Source organism: Streptomyces roseirectus, from assembly GCF_014489635.1.
Lineage (GTDB): Bacteria > Actinomycetota > Actinomycetes > Streptomycetales > Streptomycetaceae > Streptomyces > Streptomyces roseirectus.
This window is the reverse complement of record NZ_CP060828.1, coordinates 1,520,580-1,536,488: the sequence shown is the minus strand read 5'-3', so window position 1 is coordinate 1,536,488 and position 15,909 is coordinate 1,520,580. Positions and strand designations below refer to the sequence as shown.

Sequence of the window (15,909 nt, the reverse complement as noted above, 5' to 3'; positions counted from 1 at the left end):
CGCCGAGGCCCCGCATCCCGAGACGAAAGTTTCCGCTTGTGAGTGAGAGAACCCATGAAGGCGGCGTCATGACGAGTGAGCCCCCGTCACCGGACGACGGGCTCACGCCCGAACAGCTCGCCGCGAAGTACGGGCTGGCCGTCAGCGGGGCCCGCCCGTCGCTGCGCGCGTACGTCCGCCAGCTGTGGGGCCGGCGCCACTTCATCCTGGCCTTCTCCTCGGCCAAGCTGGCCGCCCAGTACAGCCAGGCGAAGCTCGGCCAGCTCTGGCAGGTGGCCACCCCGCTGCTGAACGCGGTCGTGTACTTCCTGATCTTCGGGCTGATCCTGAACGCCGGGAAGGGCATGCCCAAGGACGTCTACATCCCGTTCCTCGTCACGGGCATCTTCGTCTTCACCTTCACGCAGAGCTCGGTCATGTCGGGCGTGCGGGCGATCTCCGGCAACCTGGGCCTGGTGCGCGCGCTGCACTTCCCGCGCGCGTCCCTGCCGGTCTCCTTCGCGCTCCAGCAGCTCCAGCAGCTGCTGTGGTCGATGCTGGTGCTGTTCCTCGTCGTGATGGCGTTCGGCAGCTACCCCGACCTGTCGTGGGCGCTGATCGTGCCGGTGCTGGCGCTCCAGTTCCTCTTCAACACCGGCCTCGCCCTGATCTTCGCGCGCGCGGGCGCCAAGACCCCCGACCTCGCGCAGCTCATGCCGTTCGTGCTGCGGACGTGGATGTACGCGTCCGGCGTGATGTTCTCCATCCCGGTGTACCTCGCGGAGAAGCCGGGCTGGGTCTCCACGGTGCTCCAGTGGAACCCGACGGCCGTCTACATGGACCTCATGCGCTTCGCCCTGATCGAGGACTACGGGTCGGCCAACCTGCCCGACCACGTCTGGATGGTCGCGGGCGGCTGGGCCGTCCTGTTCGCCGTCGGCGGTTTCGTGTACTTCTGGCAGGCGGAGGAGAGGTACGGCCGTGGCTGAGCAGGGTGCGAGGGTGCCGACCGTCATCGCGCAGGACGTCCACATCGTCTACCGCGTCAACGGGGCCAAGGGCGGCAAGGGCAGCGCGACGGCCGCGCTGAGCCGGATCGTCAAGCGCCGCAAGGGCGGTGAGGAGCGCGCGGTGCGCAAGGTGCACGCCGTGCGCGGGGTGTCGTTCACCGCCTACCGGGGCGAGGCGATCGGGCTGATCGGCACCAACGGCTCGGGCAAGTCGACGCTGCTGCGGGCGATCGCCGGGCTGCTGCCGCCGGAGAGCGGCAAGGTCTACACCGACGGCCAGCCCTCGCTGCTGGGCGTCAACGCGGCCCTGATGAACGACCTCACCGGGGAGCGCAACGTCGTCCTCGGCGGGCTCGCGATGGGGATGTCCCGGGAGCAGATCAAGGAGCGCTACCAGGAGATCGTCGACTTCTCGGGGATCAACGAGAAGGGCGACTTCATCTCCCTGCCGATGCGCACCTATTCCTCCGGTATGGCGGCGCGCCTGCGCTTCTCCATCGCCGCCGCGAAGGACCACGACGTCCTGATGATCGACGAGGCGCTGGCGACCGGCGACCGCAAGTTCCAGGTCCGCTCCGAGGAACGCATCCGCGAACTGCGCAAGCAGGCGGGCACGGTGTTCCTCGTCAGCCACAGCAACAAGTCGATCCGCGACACCTGCGACCGGGTCCTGTGGCTGGAGCGCGGTGAGCTGCGGATGGACGGTCCGACCGACGCGGTCATCAAGGAGTACGAGAAGTTCACGGGCAAATAGCCCGTGCGCCGAAGGGCCCCGCCGGAACCTTCCGGTGGGGCCCTCCGTATGCAAAAGAAATGTCAACTCGCCCGGGGCGCAGGAATCTTGACACCAATCGGTGTGTTGTTGTGATCTGCGGGAGACCCCGACGAACGAGCGTGCGCTGTAGAACGTAAGCTGTACCGGTCTCGAATCGCGGCAAGTGGGGCGATAACGTGCGCGGACGACCTCAGCTGGGACACCGCCGCGCGGGGGTCCGGGCGGCGTGTCCGAAATAGTGTGTATTGGGTCGGCAGTGTAGAACGGGAGATGTGACGGCAATGGCTACGGAAACTCCCAGGACCGACCGTGGCACCCTCGACAAAGCGGCCGACGAGAACTTCCCCGTCGCCCCCTTCTTCCTCCCCCGCGCCTGGCGCGACGACCTCATGGCGATCTACGGCTTCGCCCGTCTCGTCGACGACATCGGCGACGGCGACCTCGCCCCCGGCGGCGCCGACGCCCGCCACCTGGGCGTCCCCGACACCGACGCGGACGACCGGCTCCTGATGCTCGACGCCTTCGAGGCCGACCTGCGCCGCGTCTTCGACGGCACCCCGCGCCACCCCCTGCTGCTGAACCTCCGGCCCACGGTCCGCCGCCGCGCCCTGACCCCCGAGCCGTTCCTCGGCCTGATCGCCGCCAACCGCCAGGACCAGCTCGTCAGCCGCTACGAGACCTACGACGACCTCCTCGCCTACTGCGAGCTGTCCGCGAACCCCGTCGGCCGGCTCGTCCTCGCCGTCACCGGCACCGCGACCCCCGAGCGGATCCGCCGCTCCGACGCGATCTGCACCGCCCTGCAGATCGTCGAACACCTCCAGGACGTGGCCGAGGACCTGGCCCGCGACCGCGTCTACCTGCCCGCCGAGGACATGAAGCGCTTCCACGTCACCGAGGCGGACCTCGCCGAGGCGCACGCGGGCGCGTCCGTGCGCGCGCTGGTCGCGTTCGAAGCGCAACGCGCCTGTCAACTCCTGAATGAAGGCGCCCCCCTTGTGGGTAGCGTCACCGGCAGGCTCAGGCTGTTGCTCGCCGGGTTCGTGGCGGGAGGACGGGCGGCGGCCCACGCGCTCTCCGCCGCCCGGTACGACGTACTTCCCGGCCCGCCCAAGCCCGGCAGGCTCAGACTGCTGCGCGAGGTGGGCGTGACCCTGCGAGGAGAGGGGTGATCCGGACCGTGGAACCGTCACCGCACGTGTCCGCGCCGGTACTCGCCGCCTACAGCTACTGCGAGGCCGTCACCGGCACACAGGCCCGCAACTTCGCTTACGGCATCCGGCTGCTGCCCACACCCAAGAGACGCGCGATGTCCGCGCTGTACGCGTTCTCCCGGCGCGTCGACGACATCGGCGACGGCGACCTCGAACCCGCGACGAAGAGCACCCGCCTCGCCGAGACGCGCGCCCTGCTCGCCCGGGTCCGCGAGGGCGAGGTCGCCGAGGACGACACCGACCCCGTGGCCGTCGCCCTCACCCACGCCTCGCGCGCCTTCCCGGTCCCGCTGACCGGCCTCGACGAGCTGATCGACGGCGTCGAGATGGACCTGCGCGGCGAGACCTACGAGACCTGGGACGACCTCAGGACCTACTGCCGCTGCGTCGCCGGCGCCATCGGCCGGCTCTCCGTCGGCGTCTTCGGCACCCGCCCCGGCGCGCGCGGCGTGGAGCGGGCCGCCGAGTACGCCGACACCCTCGGCCTCGCCCTCCAGCTCACGAACATCCTGCGCGACGTCCGCGAGGACGCCGAGAACGGCCGCACCTACCTGCCCGCCGACGACCTCGCCAAGTTCGGCTGCTCCGCCGGCTTCGCCTCCCCGACGCCCCCGCCCGGCTCCGACTTCGCGGGCCTCGTCCACTTCGAGGTGCGGCGCGCCCGCGCGCTGTTCGCCGAGGGGTACCGGCTGCTGCCGATGCTGGACCGCCGCAGCGGGGCCTGCGTCGCCGCGATGGCCGGGATCTACCGGCGCCTGCTCGACCGCATCGAACGCGACCCCGAGGCCGTCCTGCGCGGCCGGGTCTCCCTGCCCGGCCGCGAGAAGGCGTACGTCGCCGCGCGCGGCCTGTCCGGACTCGACGCCCGCACCGTCTCCCGCGTCTCCCGCCAGACCGTCAGGAGGCACCCCTGATGGCCCTCTTGACAACCCCTCACTCCTCCGGCGTCGCACAGGCAACCCTCCGGCCCGGCGCGGCGTCCCTGACTGCGACGGCCCCCGGTGCACAGTTCATCCACCACCGCGGGCACACACAGGAGGACGCGCGATGACCGACGAGAGCACCGGACGCCATGCCGTGGTCGTCGGGGGCGGGCTCGCCGGGGTCACCGCGGCGCTCGGCCTCGCCGACGCCGGACTGCGCGTCACCCTCCTCGAAGGCCGCCCGCGCCTGGGCGGCCTCGCCTTCTCCTTCCGGCGCGGCGAGTTGAGCGTCGACAACGGCCAGCACGTCTACCTGCGCTGCTGCACGGCCTACCGGTGGTTCCTGGACCGCGTCGGCGCCGCCGCACTCGCGCCGCTCCAGGCCCGGCTGGACGTCCCGGTCGTGGACGTCGCGAAACCCGAGGGACGGCGCCTGGGCAGGCTCCGGCGGGACGCGCTGCCGGTGCCGCTGCACCTCGGGCGCAGCCTCGCCGCGTACCCGCATCTCTCGCTCGCCGAGCGCGCCAAGGTGGGCCGGGCCGCGCTCGCGCTGAAGGGGCTCGACCTCGCCGATCCGGCGCTGGACGACCAGGACTTCGGCTCCTGGCTCGCCGCGCACGGTCAGTCCGCGCGCGCCGTCGAGGCCCTGTGGGACCTGGTCGGGGTCGCCACCCTCAACGCGGTCGCGGGCGATGCCTCGCTGGGGCTCGCCGCGATGGTGTTCAAGACCGGTCTGCTGTCCGACCCGGGCGCCGCCGACATCGGCTGGGCGCACGTACCGCTCGGCGAACTGCACGACCGGCTGGCCCGCAAGGCGCTCGACTCCGCGGGCGTGAGCATCGAGGTCCGTACACGCGTCACCTCCATCTCCCGCCAGGACAACGGCCGTTGGACCGTGGAAGTTCCCGGCCGCGCCATCGATTCCGACGCGGTCGTCCTCGCCGTCCCCCAGCGCGAGGCGTACGACCTCCTGCCGGCCGGCGCGCTCGACGAACCGGAACGCCTGCTGGAGATCGGCACGGCGCCCATCCTGAACGTGCACGTGATCTACGACCGCCCGGTCATGAACGTGCCCTTCCTCGCGGCTCTCGGCACGCCCGTGCAGTGGGTCTTCGACCGCACCGACGCCTCCGGGCTGAAGGACGGCCAGTACCTGGCCCTGTCCCAGTCGGCCGCGCAGGACGAGATCGACGCGCCCGTGGCCGAGCTGCGCGAGCGCTACCTGCCCGAGCTGGAGCGGCTGCTGCCCAAGGCGCGCGGCGCCGCCGTCCGGGACTTCTTCGTCACCCGTGAGAAGACCGCGACCTTCGCGCCCGCGCCCGGCACCGGCCGGCTGCGCCCCGGCGCGCGTACGAAAGCCCCCGGCCTCTACCTGGCCGGTGCGTGGACCGCCACCGGGTGGCCCGCGACCATGGAGAGCGCGGTCCGCAGCGGCGCGAACGCGGCCGAGGCCGCGCTCGGCACGCTGGGCCGCCCCCGCCCCGCCCGGCTCTTCGCCGCCGGGGAAGCCGCCCACCGCGCCTTCCCCGGGGACGCCCCCCAGGCCCCCGGCCGACAGCAGCAGGCGACCGGTGTGCCCCTGCGAGGTGAGGCCAGGTGAAGCTCCACCAGCACAGCTCGGCAGGTTCCCGCATCTCCGGTACCGCGGACACCGCGCCCACCGCGACAAGAGGAGAAACTGTGCCCACTGTGCCCCCGGCCTCGCCGGCCGACGCTCGAAGGACCGCGGTCGACGTGGCCGCGCTCCTGGAGCGCGGCCGCACCCTGGCCACCCCGGTGCTGCGGGAGGCCGCCGGCCGCCTCGCGCCGCCCATGGACACGGTCGCGGCCTACCACTTCGGCTGGATCGACGCCCACGGCAACCCCACCGAGGGCGACGGCGGCAAGGCCGTACGGCCCGCGCTCGCCGTGCTGTCCGCCGAGGTCGCCGGCGCGGACCCGAAGACCGGCGTGCCCGGCGCCGTCGCCGTGGAACTCGTCCACAACTTCTCCCTCCTGCACGACGACCTGATGGACGGCGACGAGCAGCGCCGCCACCGCGACACCGTCTGGAAGGTGCACGGCCCCGCGCAGGCGATCCTCGTCGGCGACGCCCTGTTCGCGCTCGCCTACGAGGTCCTGCTGGAGTCCGGCACCGCGGGCGCCGGCCGCGCCGCCCGCCGCCTCACCGCCGCCACCCGCGCCCTCATCGACGGGCAGGCCCAGGACATCTCCTACGAGCACCGCGACCGCGTCAGCGTCGAGGAGTGCCTGGAGATGGAGGGCAACAAGACCGGCGCGCTGCTCGCCTGCGCCTCCTCCGTCGGGGCCGTCCTCGGCGGGGCGGGCGAGAAGGACGCCGACACCCTGGAGAGGTACGGCTACCACCTGGGCCTCGCCTTCCAGGCCGTGGACGACCTCCTCGGCATCTGGGGCGACCCCGTCGCCACCGGCAAGCAGACCTGGTCCGACCTGCGCCAGCGCAAGAAGTCGCTGCCCGTCGTCGCCGCGCTCGCGGCCGGCGGCAGCGCCTCCGAGCGGCTGGGCGAACTGCTCGCCGCCGACGCGAAGAGCACCGACTTCGCGAACTTCTCCGAGGAGGAGTTCGCGGCCCGCGCCGCCCTCATCGAGGAGGCGGGCGGCCGGGAGTGGACCGCGGCGGAGGCCCGCCGCCAGCACACCATCGCCATCGAAGCCCTCGGCGACGTGGACATGCCGGAGCAGGTGCGGGAGAAGTTCACGGCGCTCGCGGACTTCGTCGTCGTACGAAAGAGATGATCACTATCGGTCGAATAGCCCTCGCGTAGTCGCCGGCCGGTGCCACGAGGAGAGAGGCGGGCACCGGCCGACGGCGGACCCACAGCAGCACGACTTCGCACGACTGCACTGAAGGGGAAGCCATGACAGCGACGACCGACGGAAGCACCGGGGCCCTGCCGCCCCGCGCTGCCTCGGCCAGCGACACCGACATCACCATCCCCGTGGCGGCCGGGGTACAAGAAGCCGCCGAACGCGCCATGCGCCGCGCCACCGACCACCTGCTCGCCCACCAGGACGCGCAGGGCTGGTGGAAGGGCGACCTGGAGACCAACGTCACCATGGACGCCGAGGACCTGCTGCTCCGCCAGTTCCTCGGCATCCGCGACGAGGCCACGACCCGCGCGTCCGCCCTGTTCGTCCGGGGCGAGCAGCGCGAGGACGGCACCTGGGCCACCTTCTTCGGCGGCCCCGCCGACCTCTCCGCCACCGTCGAGGCGTACGTCGCCCTCCGCCTCGCCGGGGACGAGCCCGACGCGCCGCACATGGCGCGGGCCGCCGAGTGGATCCGCGACCGGGGCGGCATCGCCGCCACCCGGGTCTTCACCCGGATCTGGCTGGCCCTGTTCGGCTGGTGGAAGTGGGAGGACCTGCCCGAACTCCCGCCGGAGCTCATCTACTTCCCCAAGTGGTTCCCGCTGTCCATCTACAACTTCGGCTGCTGGGCCCGGCAGACGATCGTGCCGTTGACCGTCGTCTCCGCGAAGCGCCCGGTGCGCCCGGCGCCCTTCCCGCTGGACGAGCTGCACACCGACCCCGCCGTGCCGAACCCGCCCAAGCCGCTTGCCCCGCTGGGGAGTTGGGACGGGCTCTTCCAGCGGCTCGACAAGGTCGTGCGCGGCTACCGGCCGTTCGCCGTGCGCCGGCTTCGGCGGGCCGCGCTGAACTCCGCCGCCCGCTGGATCGTCGAGCGGCAGGAGAACGACGGCTGCTGGGGCGGGATCCAGCCGCCCGCCGTGTACTCGGTGATCGCCCTGCACCTGCTCGGCTACGACCTCGAACACCCCGTCATGCGGGCCGGCTTGGAGTCCCTTGACCGGTACGCGGTGTGGCGTGAGGACGGCGCGCGGATGATCGAGGCGTGCCAGTCGCCGGTGTGGGACACGTGCCTGGCGACCATCGCGCTCGCGGACGCCGGAGTGCCCGCCGACCACCCGCAGTTGGTGAAGGCCGCCGACTGGATGCTCGGCGAGCAGATCGTGCGGCCCGGCGACTGGTCCGTGCGCCGGCCCGGACTGCCGCCCGGGGGCTGGGCGTTCGAGTTCCACAACGACAACTACCCCGACATCGACGACACCGCCGAGGTCGTCCTCGCGCTGCGCCGGGTGCGCCACCACGACCCCGAGCGGGTGGAGCGGGCGATCGGGCGCGGGGTGCGCTGGAACCTCGGGATGCAGTCCAGGAACGGGGCGTGGGGCGCGTTCGACGTCGACAACACGAGCCCCTTCCCCAACCGGCTGCCGTTCTGCGACTTCGGCGAGGTCATCGACCCGCCGTCCGCCGACGTCACCGCGCACGTCGTCGAGATGCTGGCGGTCGAGGGGCTGTCCCACGACCCGCGCACCCGGCGCGGCATCGCCTGGCTGCTCGCCGAACAGGAGCCGGACGGCTCGTGGTTCGGGCGCTGGGGCGTCAACTACGTCTACGGCACCGGCTCGGTCGTCCCCGCCCTCGTCGCCGCCGGGCTGCCCGGCCGGCACCCCGCGATCCGCCGCGCGGTCGCCTGGCTGGAGCGGGTCCAGAACGACGACGGCGGCTGGGGCGAGGACCTGCGCTCCTACCAGGACTCCACGAAGTGGGCCGGCAGCGGCGCCTCCACGCCCTCCCAGACCGGCTGGGCCCTGATGGCGCTGCTCGCGGCGGGTGAACGCGACTCGCGGGCCGTCGAGCGGGGCATCGCGTGGCTCGCGCGGACCCAGCGGGAGGACGGCTCGTGGGACGAGCCGTACTTCACCGGTACGGGGTTCCCGTGGGACTTCTCGATCAACTACCACCTGTACCGGCAGGTGTTCCCGCTGACCGCGCTCGGACGGTACGTGAACGGGGAGCCGGTGTTCGTGCGGACGCCGGAGGCGGCGCAGAAGGGTGCCGGTCCAGCGCCGGGGGCGGCGCAGAAGGGTGCTGGTCCGGGCGGGCGGTCCTCCGCCGGCACCGCCTCCGGGCGGGGCGTCTCCGCCCCCGGCGGCCGGAGTCCGGGGCAGGCGCCCTCCGCCGGGCCGTCCGGCGTCAAGGCGAGCTGATGGGAGCCCCGTCCGGCCCGGCCCCGCTGCTGATCGCCTGCGCGCTGGGCATCGAGCACGTCGCCCTGCGCCTGGGGGACAGGGGCGGGGCCGCCGGGCCCGTGACCGTGCTGCGCACCGGGATGGGGCCGCGGGCCGCCGAGCGGTCGGTCGGGCGGGTGCTGGCAGATCCGCCGCTCGAAGGGGCCGCCGTGCTCGCCACCGGGTTCTGCGCGGGGCTCGCTCCCGGGATGCACCCCGGTGACCTGGTGGTCGCCGAGGAGACCCGGGATCCGCGCGGGAGCGTGCCCTGCTGGGACACCGACCTGCTCGTCAAGGAACTCGCGCGCACCCTGCCGGGGCGCACCGTCCACACCGGGCCCCTGGTGGGGTCCGACCATGTCGTGCGGGGCCCGGAGCGGTCCGCGCTCAGGGCGACCGGCGCGATCGCGGTGGACATGGAGTCCGCCGCGACGCTTCTGAGCGCCGTGCGCGCGGGCACGCGCCCCGTTGCGGCCGTCCGGGTGGTCGTGGACGCTCCGGAACATGAACTCGTCCGGATCGGCACGCTGCGCGGTGGAATATCGGCTTTCCGCGTCCTTCGTTCCGTCCTGCCTTCTTTCTTCGAATGGCACCGTAATGTGCTGCTCCCCCGGAGGTGAGCCAGATGGCCATGCCGCTGCGTCAGTCCATCAAAGTCGCCACATACCTGGCCGAACAGAAGCTCCGCAAGCGGGACAAGTTCCCCCTGATCGTGGAGCTTGAGCCCCTTTTCGCCTGCAACCTGAAGTGCGAGGGCTGCGGAAAGATCCAGCATCCGGCCGGTGTGCTCAAGCAGCGCATGCCCGTCGCCCAGGCCGTCGGCGCGGTCCTGGAGTCCGGTGCCCCGATGGTGTCGATCGCGGGCGGCGAGCCCCTGATGCACCCTCAGATCGACGAGATCGTGCGCCAGTTGGTGGCCCGCAGGAAGTACGTCTTCCTGTGCACCAACGCCGTCCTGCTGCGCAAGAAGATCGACAAGTTCACCCCGTCCCCGTACTTCGCGTTCACCGTGCACATCGACGGCCTGCGTGAGCGGCACGACGAGTCGGTGGCGAAGGAGGGCGTCTTCGACGAGGCGGTGGAGGCGATCAAGGAGGCCAAGCGGCGCGGCTTCAGGGTCACCACCAACTCGACGTTCTTCAACACCGACACCCCGCAGACCATCATCGAGGTCCTGAACTACCTCAACGACGACCTCAAGGTCGACGAGATGATGATCTCGCCCGCCTACGCCTACGAGAAGGCCCCCGACCAGGACCACTTCCTCGGCGTCGCACAGACCCACGAACTGTTCCGCAAGGCGTTCTCCGGCGGCAGCAGGCGCCGCTGGCGGCTCAACCACTCCCCGCTCTTCCTGGACTTCCTGGAGGGCAAGGTCGACTTCCCCTGCACGGCGTGGGCGATCCCCAACTACTCCCTGTTCGGCTGGCAGCGCCCCTGCTACCTGATGAGCGACGGCTACGTCCCGACGTACCGCGAACTCATCGAGAAGACCGACTGGGACAAGTACGGCCGCGGCAAGGACCCCCGCTGCGACAACTGCATGGCCCACTGCGGCTACGAACCCACCGCCGTCCTCGCCACCATGGGCTCGCTGAAGGAGTCGCTGCGGGCCATGCGCGAGACCGTCGCCGGAAACCGCGAGTGACCACCGTCCCCCTGGGCGTCCCCGAGGTACCGGCCCGCCCGATCGCCGCGCGACGCGTCTCGCGGCGGATCGACGTCGGGCCGGTACCGGTCGGGGGCGGGGCCCCCGTCTCGGTGCAGTCGATGACGACGACGCGGACGTCGGACATCGGCGCGACCCTCCAGCAGATCGCCGAACTCACCGCGTCCGGCTGCCAGATCGTCCGCGTGGCCTGTCCCACGCAGGACGACGCGGACGCGCTGGCGACGATCGCCCGGAAGTCGCAGATCCCGGTGATCGCGGACATTCATTTCCAGCCCAAGTACGTGTTCGCCGCGATCGAGGCCGGGTGCGCGGCGGTCCGCGTCAACCCCGGGAACATCAAGCAGTTCGACGACAAGGTGCGCGACATCGCGCAGGCCGCGAACGATCACGGGACGCCGATCCGGATCGGGGTCAACGCCGGGTCCCTGGACCGTCGTCTGCTCCAGAAGTACGGGAAGGCTACGCCGGAGGCGCTGGTCGAGTCCGCGCTGTGGGAGGCGTCGCTGTTCGAGGAGCACGGCTTCCGAGACCTCAAGATCTCCGTGAAGCACAACGACCCGGTCGTCATGGTCGAGGCGTACCGGCAGCTCGCCGCGCAGTGTGAGTACCCGCTGCATCTGGGGGTGACCGAGGCGGGGCCGGTGTTCCAGGGGACCGTCAAGTCGGCCGTCGCGTTCGGGGCGTTGCTCGCGCAGGGCATCGGCGACACGATCCGGGTCTCGCTGTCGGCGCCGCCCGCCGAGGAGGTCAAGGTCGGCATCCAGATCCTTCAGGCGCTGAACCTGAGGCAACGGCGCCTGGAGATCGTGTCCTGTCCGTCCTGCGGGCGCGCGCAGGTCGACGTCTACAAGCTCGCCGACGAGGTCACGGCGGGTCTCGACGGCATGGAGGTGCCGTTGCGGGTGGCCGTGATGGGGTGCGTCGTCAACGGGCCCGGGGAGGCGCGTGAGGCGGACCTCGGGGTGGCCTCCGGCAACGGCAAGGGGCAGATCTTCGTCAAGGGGGAGGTCGTCAAGACCGTCCCGGAGTCGAAGATCGTCGAAACCCTCATCGAGGAGGCGATGAAGATCGCCGCGCAGATGGAGAAGGACGGCGTCGAGGCGGGGGAGCCGGCCGTCACCGTGAGCTGAACAGCACGGACCGAAGGGGGCCCGAGCGTGACGATTCTGGAGAGCGTCCGGCAGCCGCGCGACCTGAAGGCGCTGACCGAGCCGCAACTGCGCCGACTGGCCGAGGAGATCAGGGAGTTCCTGGTGCACGCGGTCGCCAGGACCGGCGGCCACCTCGGACCCAACCTGGGCGTGGTCGAGCTGACGATCGCCCTGCACCGGGTGTTCGAGTCACCGGCCGACCGCATCCTGTGGGACACCGGCCACCAGGCGTACGTACACAAGCTTCTGACGGGACGTCAGGACTTCTCCAAGCTGCGCGGCAAGGGGGGCCTGTCCGGCTACCCCTCCCGCGAGGAGTCCGAGCACGACGTCATCGAGAACAGCCACGCCTCCACCGCCCTCGGCTGGGCCGACGGCCTCGCCAAGGCGCGGGACGTGCAGGGCGAGAAGGGCCACGTCGTCGCCGTCGTCGGGGACGGGGCGCTGACCGGCGGCATGGCCTGGGAGGCGCTGAACAACATCGCCGCCGCCAAGAACCGGCCGCTGATCATCGTCGTCAACGACAACGAGCGCTCCTACGCGCCCACCATCGGCGGCCTCGCCAACCATCTCGCGACCCTGCGCACCACCGACTCCTACGAGCGCGTCCTCGCCTGGGGCAAGGACGTCCTCAAGCGCACGCCCGTCGTCGGGAAGACCGTGTACGAGGCGCTGCACGGCGCGAAGAAGGGCTTCAAGGACGCGTTCGCGCCGCAGGGCCTCTTCGAGGACCTGGGTCTGAAGTACGTCGGCCCGATCGACGGCCACGACACCAGGGCCGTCGAGTCCGCGCTGCGCCGCGCGAAACGCTTCCACGGTCCTGTGCTGGTGCACTGCCTCACCGAGAAGGGGCGCGGCTACGAGCCCGCCCTCGCGCACGAGGAGGACCACTTCCACACCGTCGGCGTCATGGACCCGGCGACCTGCGCACCGCTCGCGCCGTCCGGCGGGCCCTCCTGGACGTCGGTGTTCGGCGAGGAGATGGTCCGCATCGGCGAGGAGCGCGACGACGTCGTGGCCCTCACCGCCGCGATGCTCCACCCCGTCGGCCTCGGCGCGTTCGCCGCGCGCTTCCCGGACCGGGTCTGGGACGTCGGCATCGCCGAGCAGCACGCGGCCGTCAGCGCGGCCGGCCTCGCGACCGGCGGACTGCACCCGGTCGTCGCCGTCTACGCCACCTTCCTCAACCGGGCCTTCGACCAGCTCCTCATGGACGTCGCCCTGCACCGTTGCGGCGTCACCTTCGTCCTCGACCGGGCCGGCGTCACCGGGGTCGACGGGGCCTCGCACAACGGGATGTGGGACCTGTCGATCCTCCAGGTCGTGCCCGGACTGCGCATCGCCGCGCCCCGCGACGCCGACCAACTCCGGCTCCAGCTACGGGAGTCGGTCGCCGTGGACGACGCGCCCACACTGATCCGGTTCCCCAAGGAGTCGGTCGGGCCGGTGGTTCCGGCGGTCGGACGGCTCGGGAACATGGACGTCCTGCGCGAGGGGACGGACGTCCTGCTCGTGGCCGTCGGGGTCATGGCGCCGGTGTGTCTGCAGGCCGCCGAGCTGCTGGCGGCGCGGGGGATCGACTGCACGGTCGTGGACCCGCGTTGGGTCAAGCCCGTCGACCCCGAGCTGCCCGGCCTCGCCGCGCGGCACCGGCTCGTGGCCGTCGTCGAGGACAACTCCCGTGCGGGCGGGGTGGGATCGGCGGTGGAGCTGGCGCTCGGGGACGCCGAAGTCGACGTGCCCGTACGGAGGTTCGGGATTCCCGAGCAGTTCCTCGCGCACGCGAAGCGGGGGGAGGTGCTGGCGGACCTCGGGCTGACGCCGGTGGAGATCGCGGGGCGGATCGGGGCGAGCCTGGCCGTCAAGGACGTGGCGGCCGAGGACGTCTCGGCTCAGGACGCCGCAGCCCGGGATCTCGTAGTCAAGGAGACGGAATGAGCACGGAGTTCGACCTCGGCGCCCTCCTCGCCGCGCGCGGCGCCGAGCGGTACGGGCTGCACGACAGGTACCTCAACCCCCAACTGCCGCGCATGCTGCGGACGATCGGCTTCGACAAGGTGTACGAGCGGGCCGAGGGCGCCCACTTCTGGGACGCCGACGGCAACGACCACCTCGACATGCTCGCCGGGTTCGGGGTGATGGCCCTCGGCCGCCACCACCCCGTCATCCGCAAGGCGCTGCACGACGTCCTCGACCTCGGCCTCGCCGACCTCACCCGCTTCGACTGCCAGCCCCTGCCGGGCCTGCTCGCCGAACGGCTCCTCGCGCACAGCCCGCACCTGGACCGCGTCTTCTTCGGCAACAGCGGCACCGAAGCGGTCGAGACGGCCCTGAAGTTCGCCCGGTACGCGACCGGCAGGCCGCGCGTCCTGTACTGCGAGCACGCCTTCCACGGCCTCACCACCGGCGCCCTCTCCGTCAACGGCGAGGACGGCTTCCGGGACGGGTTCGCGCCCCTGCTGCCCGACACGGCCGTCCCGCTCGGCGATCTCGACGCCCTGGCGCGGGAGTTGAGGAAGGGCGACGTCGCCGCGCTCATCGTCGAGCCGATCCAGGGCAAGGGGGTCCACGAGGCGCCGCCGGGGTATCTGCGGGGCGCGCAGGAGCTGTTGCGCCGGCACAAGGCGCTGCTCATCGCCGACGAGGTGCAGACGGGGCTCGGGCGGACCGGGGACTTCTACGCCCACCAGCACGAGGACGGGGTCGAGCCGGACCTGGTGTGCGTCGCGAAGGCGCTCTCCGGGGGGTACGTGCCCGTCGGGGCGACGCTGGGCCGGGACTGGATCTTCAAGAAGGTCTACTCGTCCATGGACCGCGTCCTCGTCCACTCCGCGAGCTTCGGGTCCAACGCGCAGGCCATGGCCGTCGGGCTCGCGGTACTGACCGTGATGGAGAACGAGCAGACCGTCGCCCACGTCCGCCGCGTCGGCGAGCTGCTGAAGTCCCGGCTCACCGCGCTGATCGACACGTACGAGCTGCTGGCCGACGTGCGCGGGCGCGGGCTGATGATCGGGATCGAGTTCGGGAAGCCGTCCTCGCTGAAGCTGCGCAGCCGCTGGGCGATGCTCCAGGCCGCCCGCAAGGGGCTCTTCGCGCAGATGGTCGTCGTCCCCCTCCTCCAGCGGCACCGGATCCTCACGCAGGTCTCCGGGGACCATCTGGAGGTCATCAAGCTGATCCCGCCGCTGGTCGTCGACGAGGCGGACGTCGACCGGTTCGTGACCGCGTTCACCGAGGTCATGGACGACGCGCACAGCGGGGGCGGGTTGATGTGGGACTTCGGGAAGACGCTGATCAAGCAGGCGGTGGCCAACCGGTGATCCCGGGTTTTGCCTCTGAGGCAAGAAAGTTGCCCCAGAGGCAAGCTCGGGGCTGAATGGAGGCATGAGCACTCCGGACGTCGAGCCGGTCGCCGGGGTTCCGGCGATGGCACCTCAGCTGCGCGCCCTCAGGCGGCGCGCCTCCCTCACGCTGGAGGCCGCCGCGCGGTCCGCCGGGCTGTCGCCCGCGCACCTGTCGCGGCTGGAGACCGGGCAGCGGCAGCCGTCGCTGCCGATGCTGCTGGCGCTCGCCAGGGTCTACGGTACGACGGTCTCGGAGCTGCTGGGAGAGGGGGCACCGACCCGGGACGCCGTCGTGCGCGCCGGGGACATGGAGCCCACCGAGGCGGGCGGGTGGACGTACGTCCAGGCCGGGGCCGCCGGGCGCGGGATGCAGGCGCTGAGGGTGCGCGTCCCGCACGGGGCCCAGGGCGACATCGTGCGCGTGCACCCCGGGGAGGAGTGGCTGTACGTCCTCAAGGGGCGGTTGCGGCTGACCCTCGGCGACTCCACGCACCTCCTCGACCCCGGGGACAGCGCGCACTTCGACTCGCTGACCCCGCACCGCATCGCCGCGCGCGACGAGCCCGGCGTCGACCTGCTCTTCGTCCACACCCTGCTGCAGAGCCCCACGGCCGCCCTGTGCCTGGGCCCGACCCCTGGAGAGACGCGATGACCGAACAACGCGAGGAGCGGTTCCCGCGCGGGCTGTGGGTGCGGCTGCTCATCTACGTCGTCGGCGGGCATCTGTTCGCCGGGTTCCTGTGGCTGCTGTTCGAGCTGGGGGCCAAGCAGTAGCGGCAGGGGG

General features: G+C 71.9%; 15 protein-coding genes. All 15 read left to right on the top strand.

Features of this window, described 5'->3' with window-relative positions; genetic code table 11:
• The first annotated feature begins 38 nt into the window (after nucleotides 1-38).
• The 15 genes from IAG44_RS06230 to IAG44_RS06165 all read left to right on the top strand — a co-directional run bounded on the left by IAG44_RS06230 (nucleotide 39) and on the right by IAG44_RS06165 (nucleotide 15,899).
• Nucleotides 39-968, top strand: coding sequence for an ABC transporter permease (locus IAG44_RS06230; protein ID WP_187746117.1), 930 nt, complete (start codon nucleotides 39-41; stop codon nucleotides 966-968).
• Entirely contained in the window at nucleotides 961-1,743 is a 783-nt protein-coding gene (locus IAG44_RS06225; protein ID WP_187746116.1) for an ABC transporter ATP-binding protein, read from the top strand. Before IAG44_RS06230 ends, IAG44_RS06225 begins: the two co-directional genes overlap by 8 nt.
• Nucleotides 1,744-2,045: 302 nt before the next feature.
• The gene (hpnC, locus tag IAG44_RS06220; RefSeq protein WP_187746115.1) at nucleotides 2,046-2,936 is read left to right on the top strand and encodes a squalene synthase HpnC; all 891 of its coding nucleotides are present in this window, start codon (nucleotides 2,046-2,048) and stop codon (nucleotides 2,934-2,936) included.
• Entirely contained in the window at nucleotides 2,933-3,892 is a 960-nt protein-coding gene (gene hpnD / locus IAG44_RS06215) for a presqualene diphosphate synthase HpnD (protein ID WP_187746114.1), read from the top strand. The genes hpnC and hpnD overlap by 4 nt, the downstream gene beginning before the upstream one ends.
• The gene (locus tag IAG44_RS44725; RefSeq protein ID WP_425508423.1) at nucleotides 3,892-4,029 is read left to right on the top strand and encodes a DUF6380 family protein; all 138 of its coding nucleotides are present in this window, start codon (nucleotides 3,892-3,894) and stop codon (nucleotides 4,027-4,029) included. The genes hpnD and IAG44_RS44725 overlap by 1 nt, the downstream gene beginning before the upstream one ends.
• Nucleotides 4,026-5,501: a hydroxysqualene dehydroxylase HpnE gene (hpnE, locus tag IAG44_RS06210; RefSeq protein WP_187746113.1), complete on the top strand. Its 1,476-nt coding sequence runs from the start codon at nucleotides 4,026-4,028 to the stop codon at nucleotides 5,499-5,501. The genes IAG44_RS44725 and hpnE overlap by 4 nt, the downstream gene beginning before the upstream one ends.
• An 89-nt stretch (nucleotides 5,502-5,590) precedes the next feature.
• Nucleotides 5,591-6,658, top strand: a complete 1,068-nt coding sequence (locus IAG44_RS06205; RefSeq protein ID WP_187752534.1) for a polyprenyl synthetase family protein — start codon at nucleotides 5,591-5,593, stop codon at nucleotides 6,656-6,658.
• Nucleotides 6,659-6,780: 122 nt separating this feature from the next.
• Entirely contained in the window at nucleotides 6,781-8,937 is a 2,157-nt protein-coding gene (gene shc, locus IAG44_RS06200; RefSeq protein ID WP_246561548.1) for a squalene--hopene cyclase, read from the top strand.
• Nucleotides 8,937-9,578, top strand: coding sequence for a phosphorylase family protein (locus IAG44_RS06195; protein WP_187746112.1), 642 nt, complete (start codon nucleotides 8,937-8,939; stop codon nucleotides 9,576-9,578). The genes shc and IAG44_RS06195 overlap by 1 nt, the downstream gene beginning before the upstream one ends.
• A 5-nt stretch (nucleotides 9,579-9,583) precedes the next feature.
• A complete protein-coding gene (gene hpnH / locus IAG44_RS06190; RefSeq protein WP_187746111.1) occupies nucleotides 9,584-10,606 on the top strand; it encodes an adenosyl-hopene transferase HpnH in 1,023 nt (340 codons plus the stop codon).
• Nucleotides 10,603-11,760, top strand: coding sequence for a flavodoxin-dependent (E)-4-hydroxy-3-methylbut-2-enyl-diphosphate synthase (ispG, locus tag IAG44_RS06185; protein WP_187746110.1), 1,158 nt, complete (start codon nucleotides 10,603-10,605; stop codon nucleotides 11,758-11,760). The genes hpnH and ispG overlap by 4 nt, the downstream gene beginning before the upstream one ends.
• Nucleotides 11,761-11,787: 27 nt before the next feature.
• Nucleotides 11,788-13,719: a 1-deoxy-D-xylulose-5-phosphate synthase gene (gene dxs / locus IAG44_RS06180; protein ID WP_187746109.1), complete on the top strand. Its 1,932-nt coding sequence runs from the start codon at nucleotides 11,788-11,790 to the stop codon at nucleotides 13,717-13,719.
• The gene (locus IAG44_RS06175; RefSeq protein WP_187746108.1) at nucleotides 13,716-15,101 is read left to right on the top strand and encodes an aspartate aminotransferase family protein; all 1,386 of its coding nucleotides are present in this window, start codon (nucleotides 13,716-13,718) and stop codon (nucleotides 15,099-15,101) included. Before dxs ends, IAG44_RS06175 begins: the two co-directional genes overlap by 4 nt.
• A 64-nt stretch (nucleotides 15,102-15,165) precedes the next feature.
• Nucleotides 15,166-15,777, top strand: a complete 612-nt coding sequence (locus IAG44_RS06170) for a helix-turn-helix domain-containing protein (RefSeq protein WP_187746107.1) — start codon at nucleotides 15,166-15,168, stop codon at nucleotides 15,775-15,777.
• Nucleotides 15,774-15,899, top strand: coding sequence for a DUF6126 family protein (locus IAG44_RS06165; RefSeq protein ID WP_187746106.1), 126 nt, complete (start codon nucleotides 15,774-15,776; stop codon nucleotides 15,897-15,899). Before IAG44_RS06170 ends, IAG44_RS06165 begins: the two co-directional genes overlap by 4 nt.
• Nucleotides 15,900-15,909 lie beyond the last annotated feature (10 nt).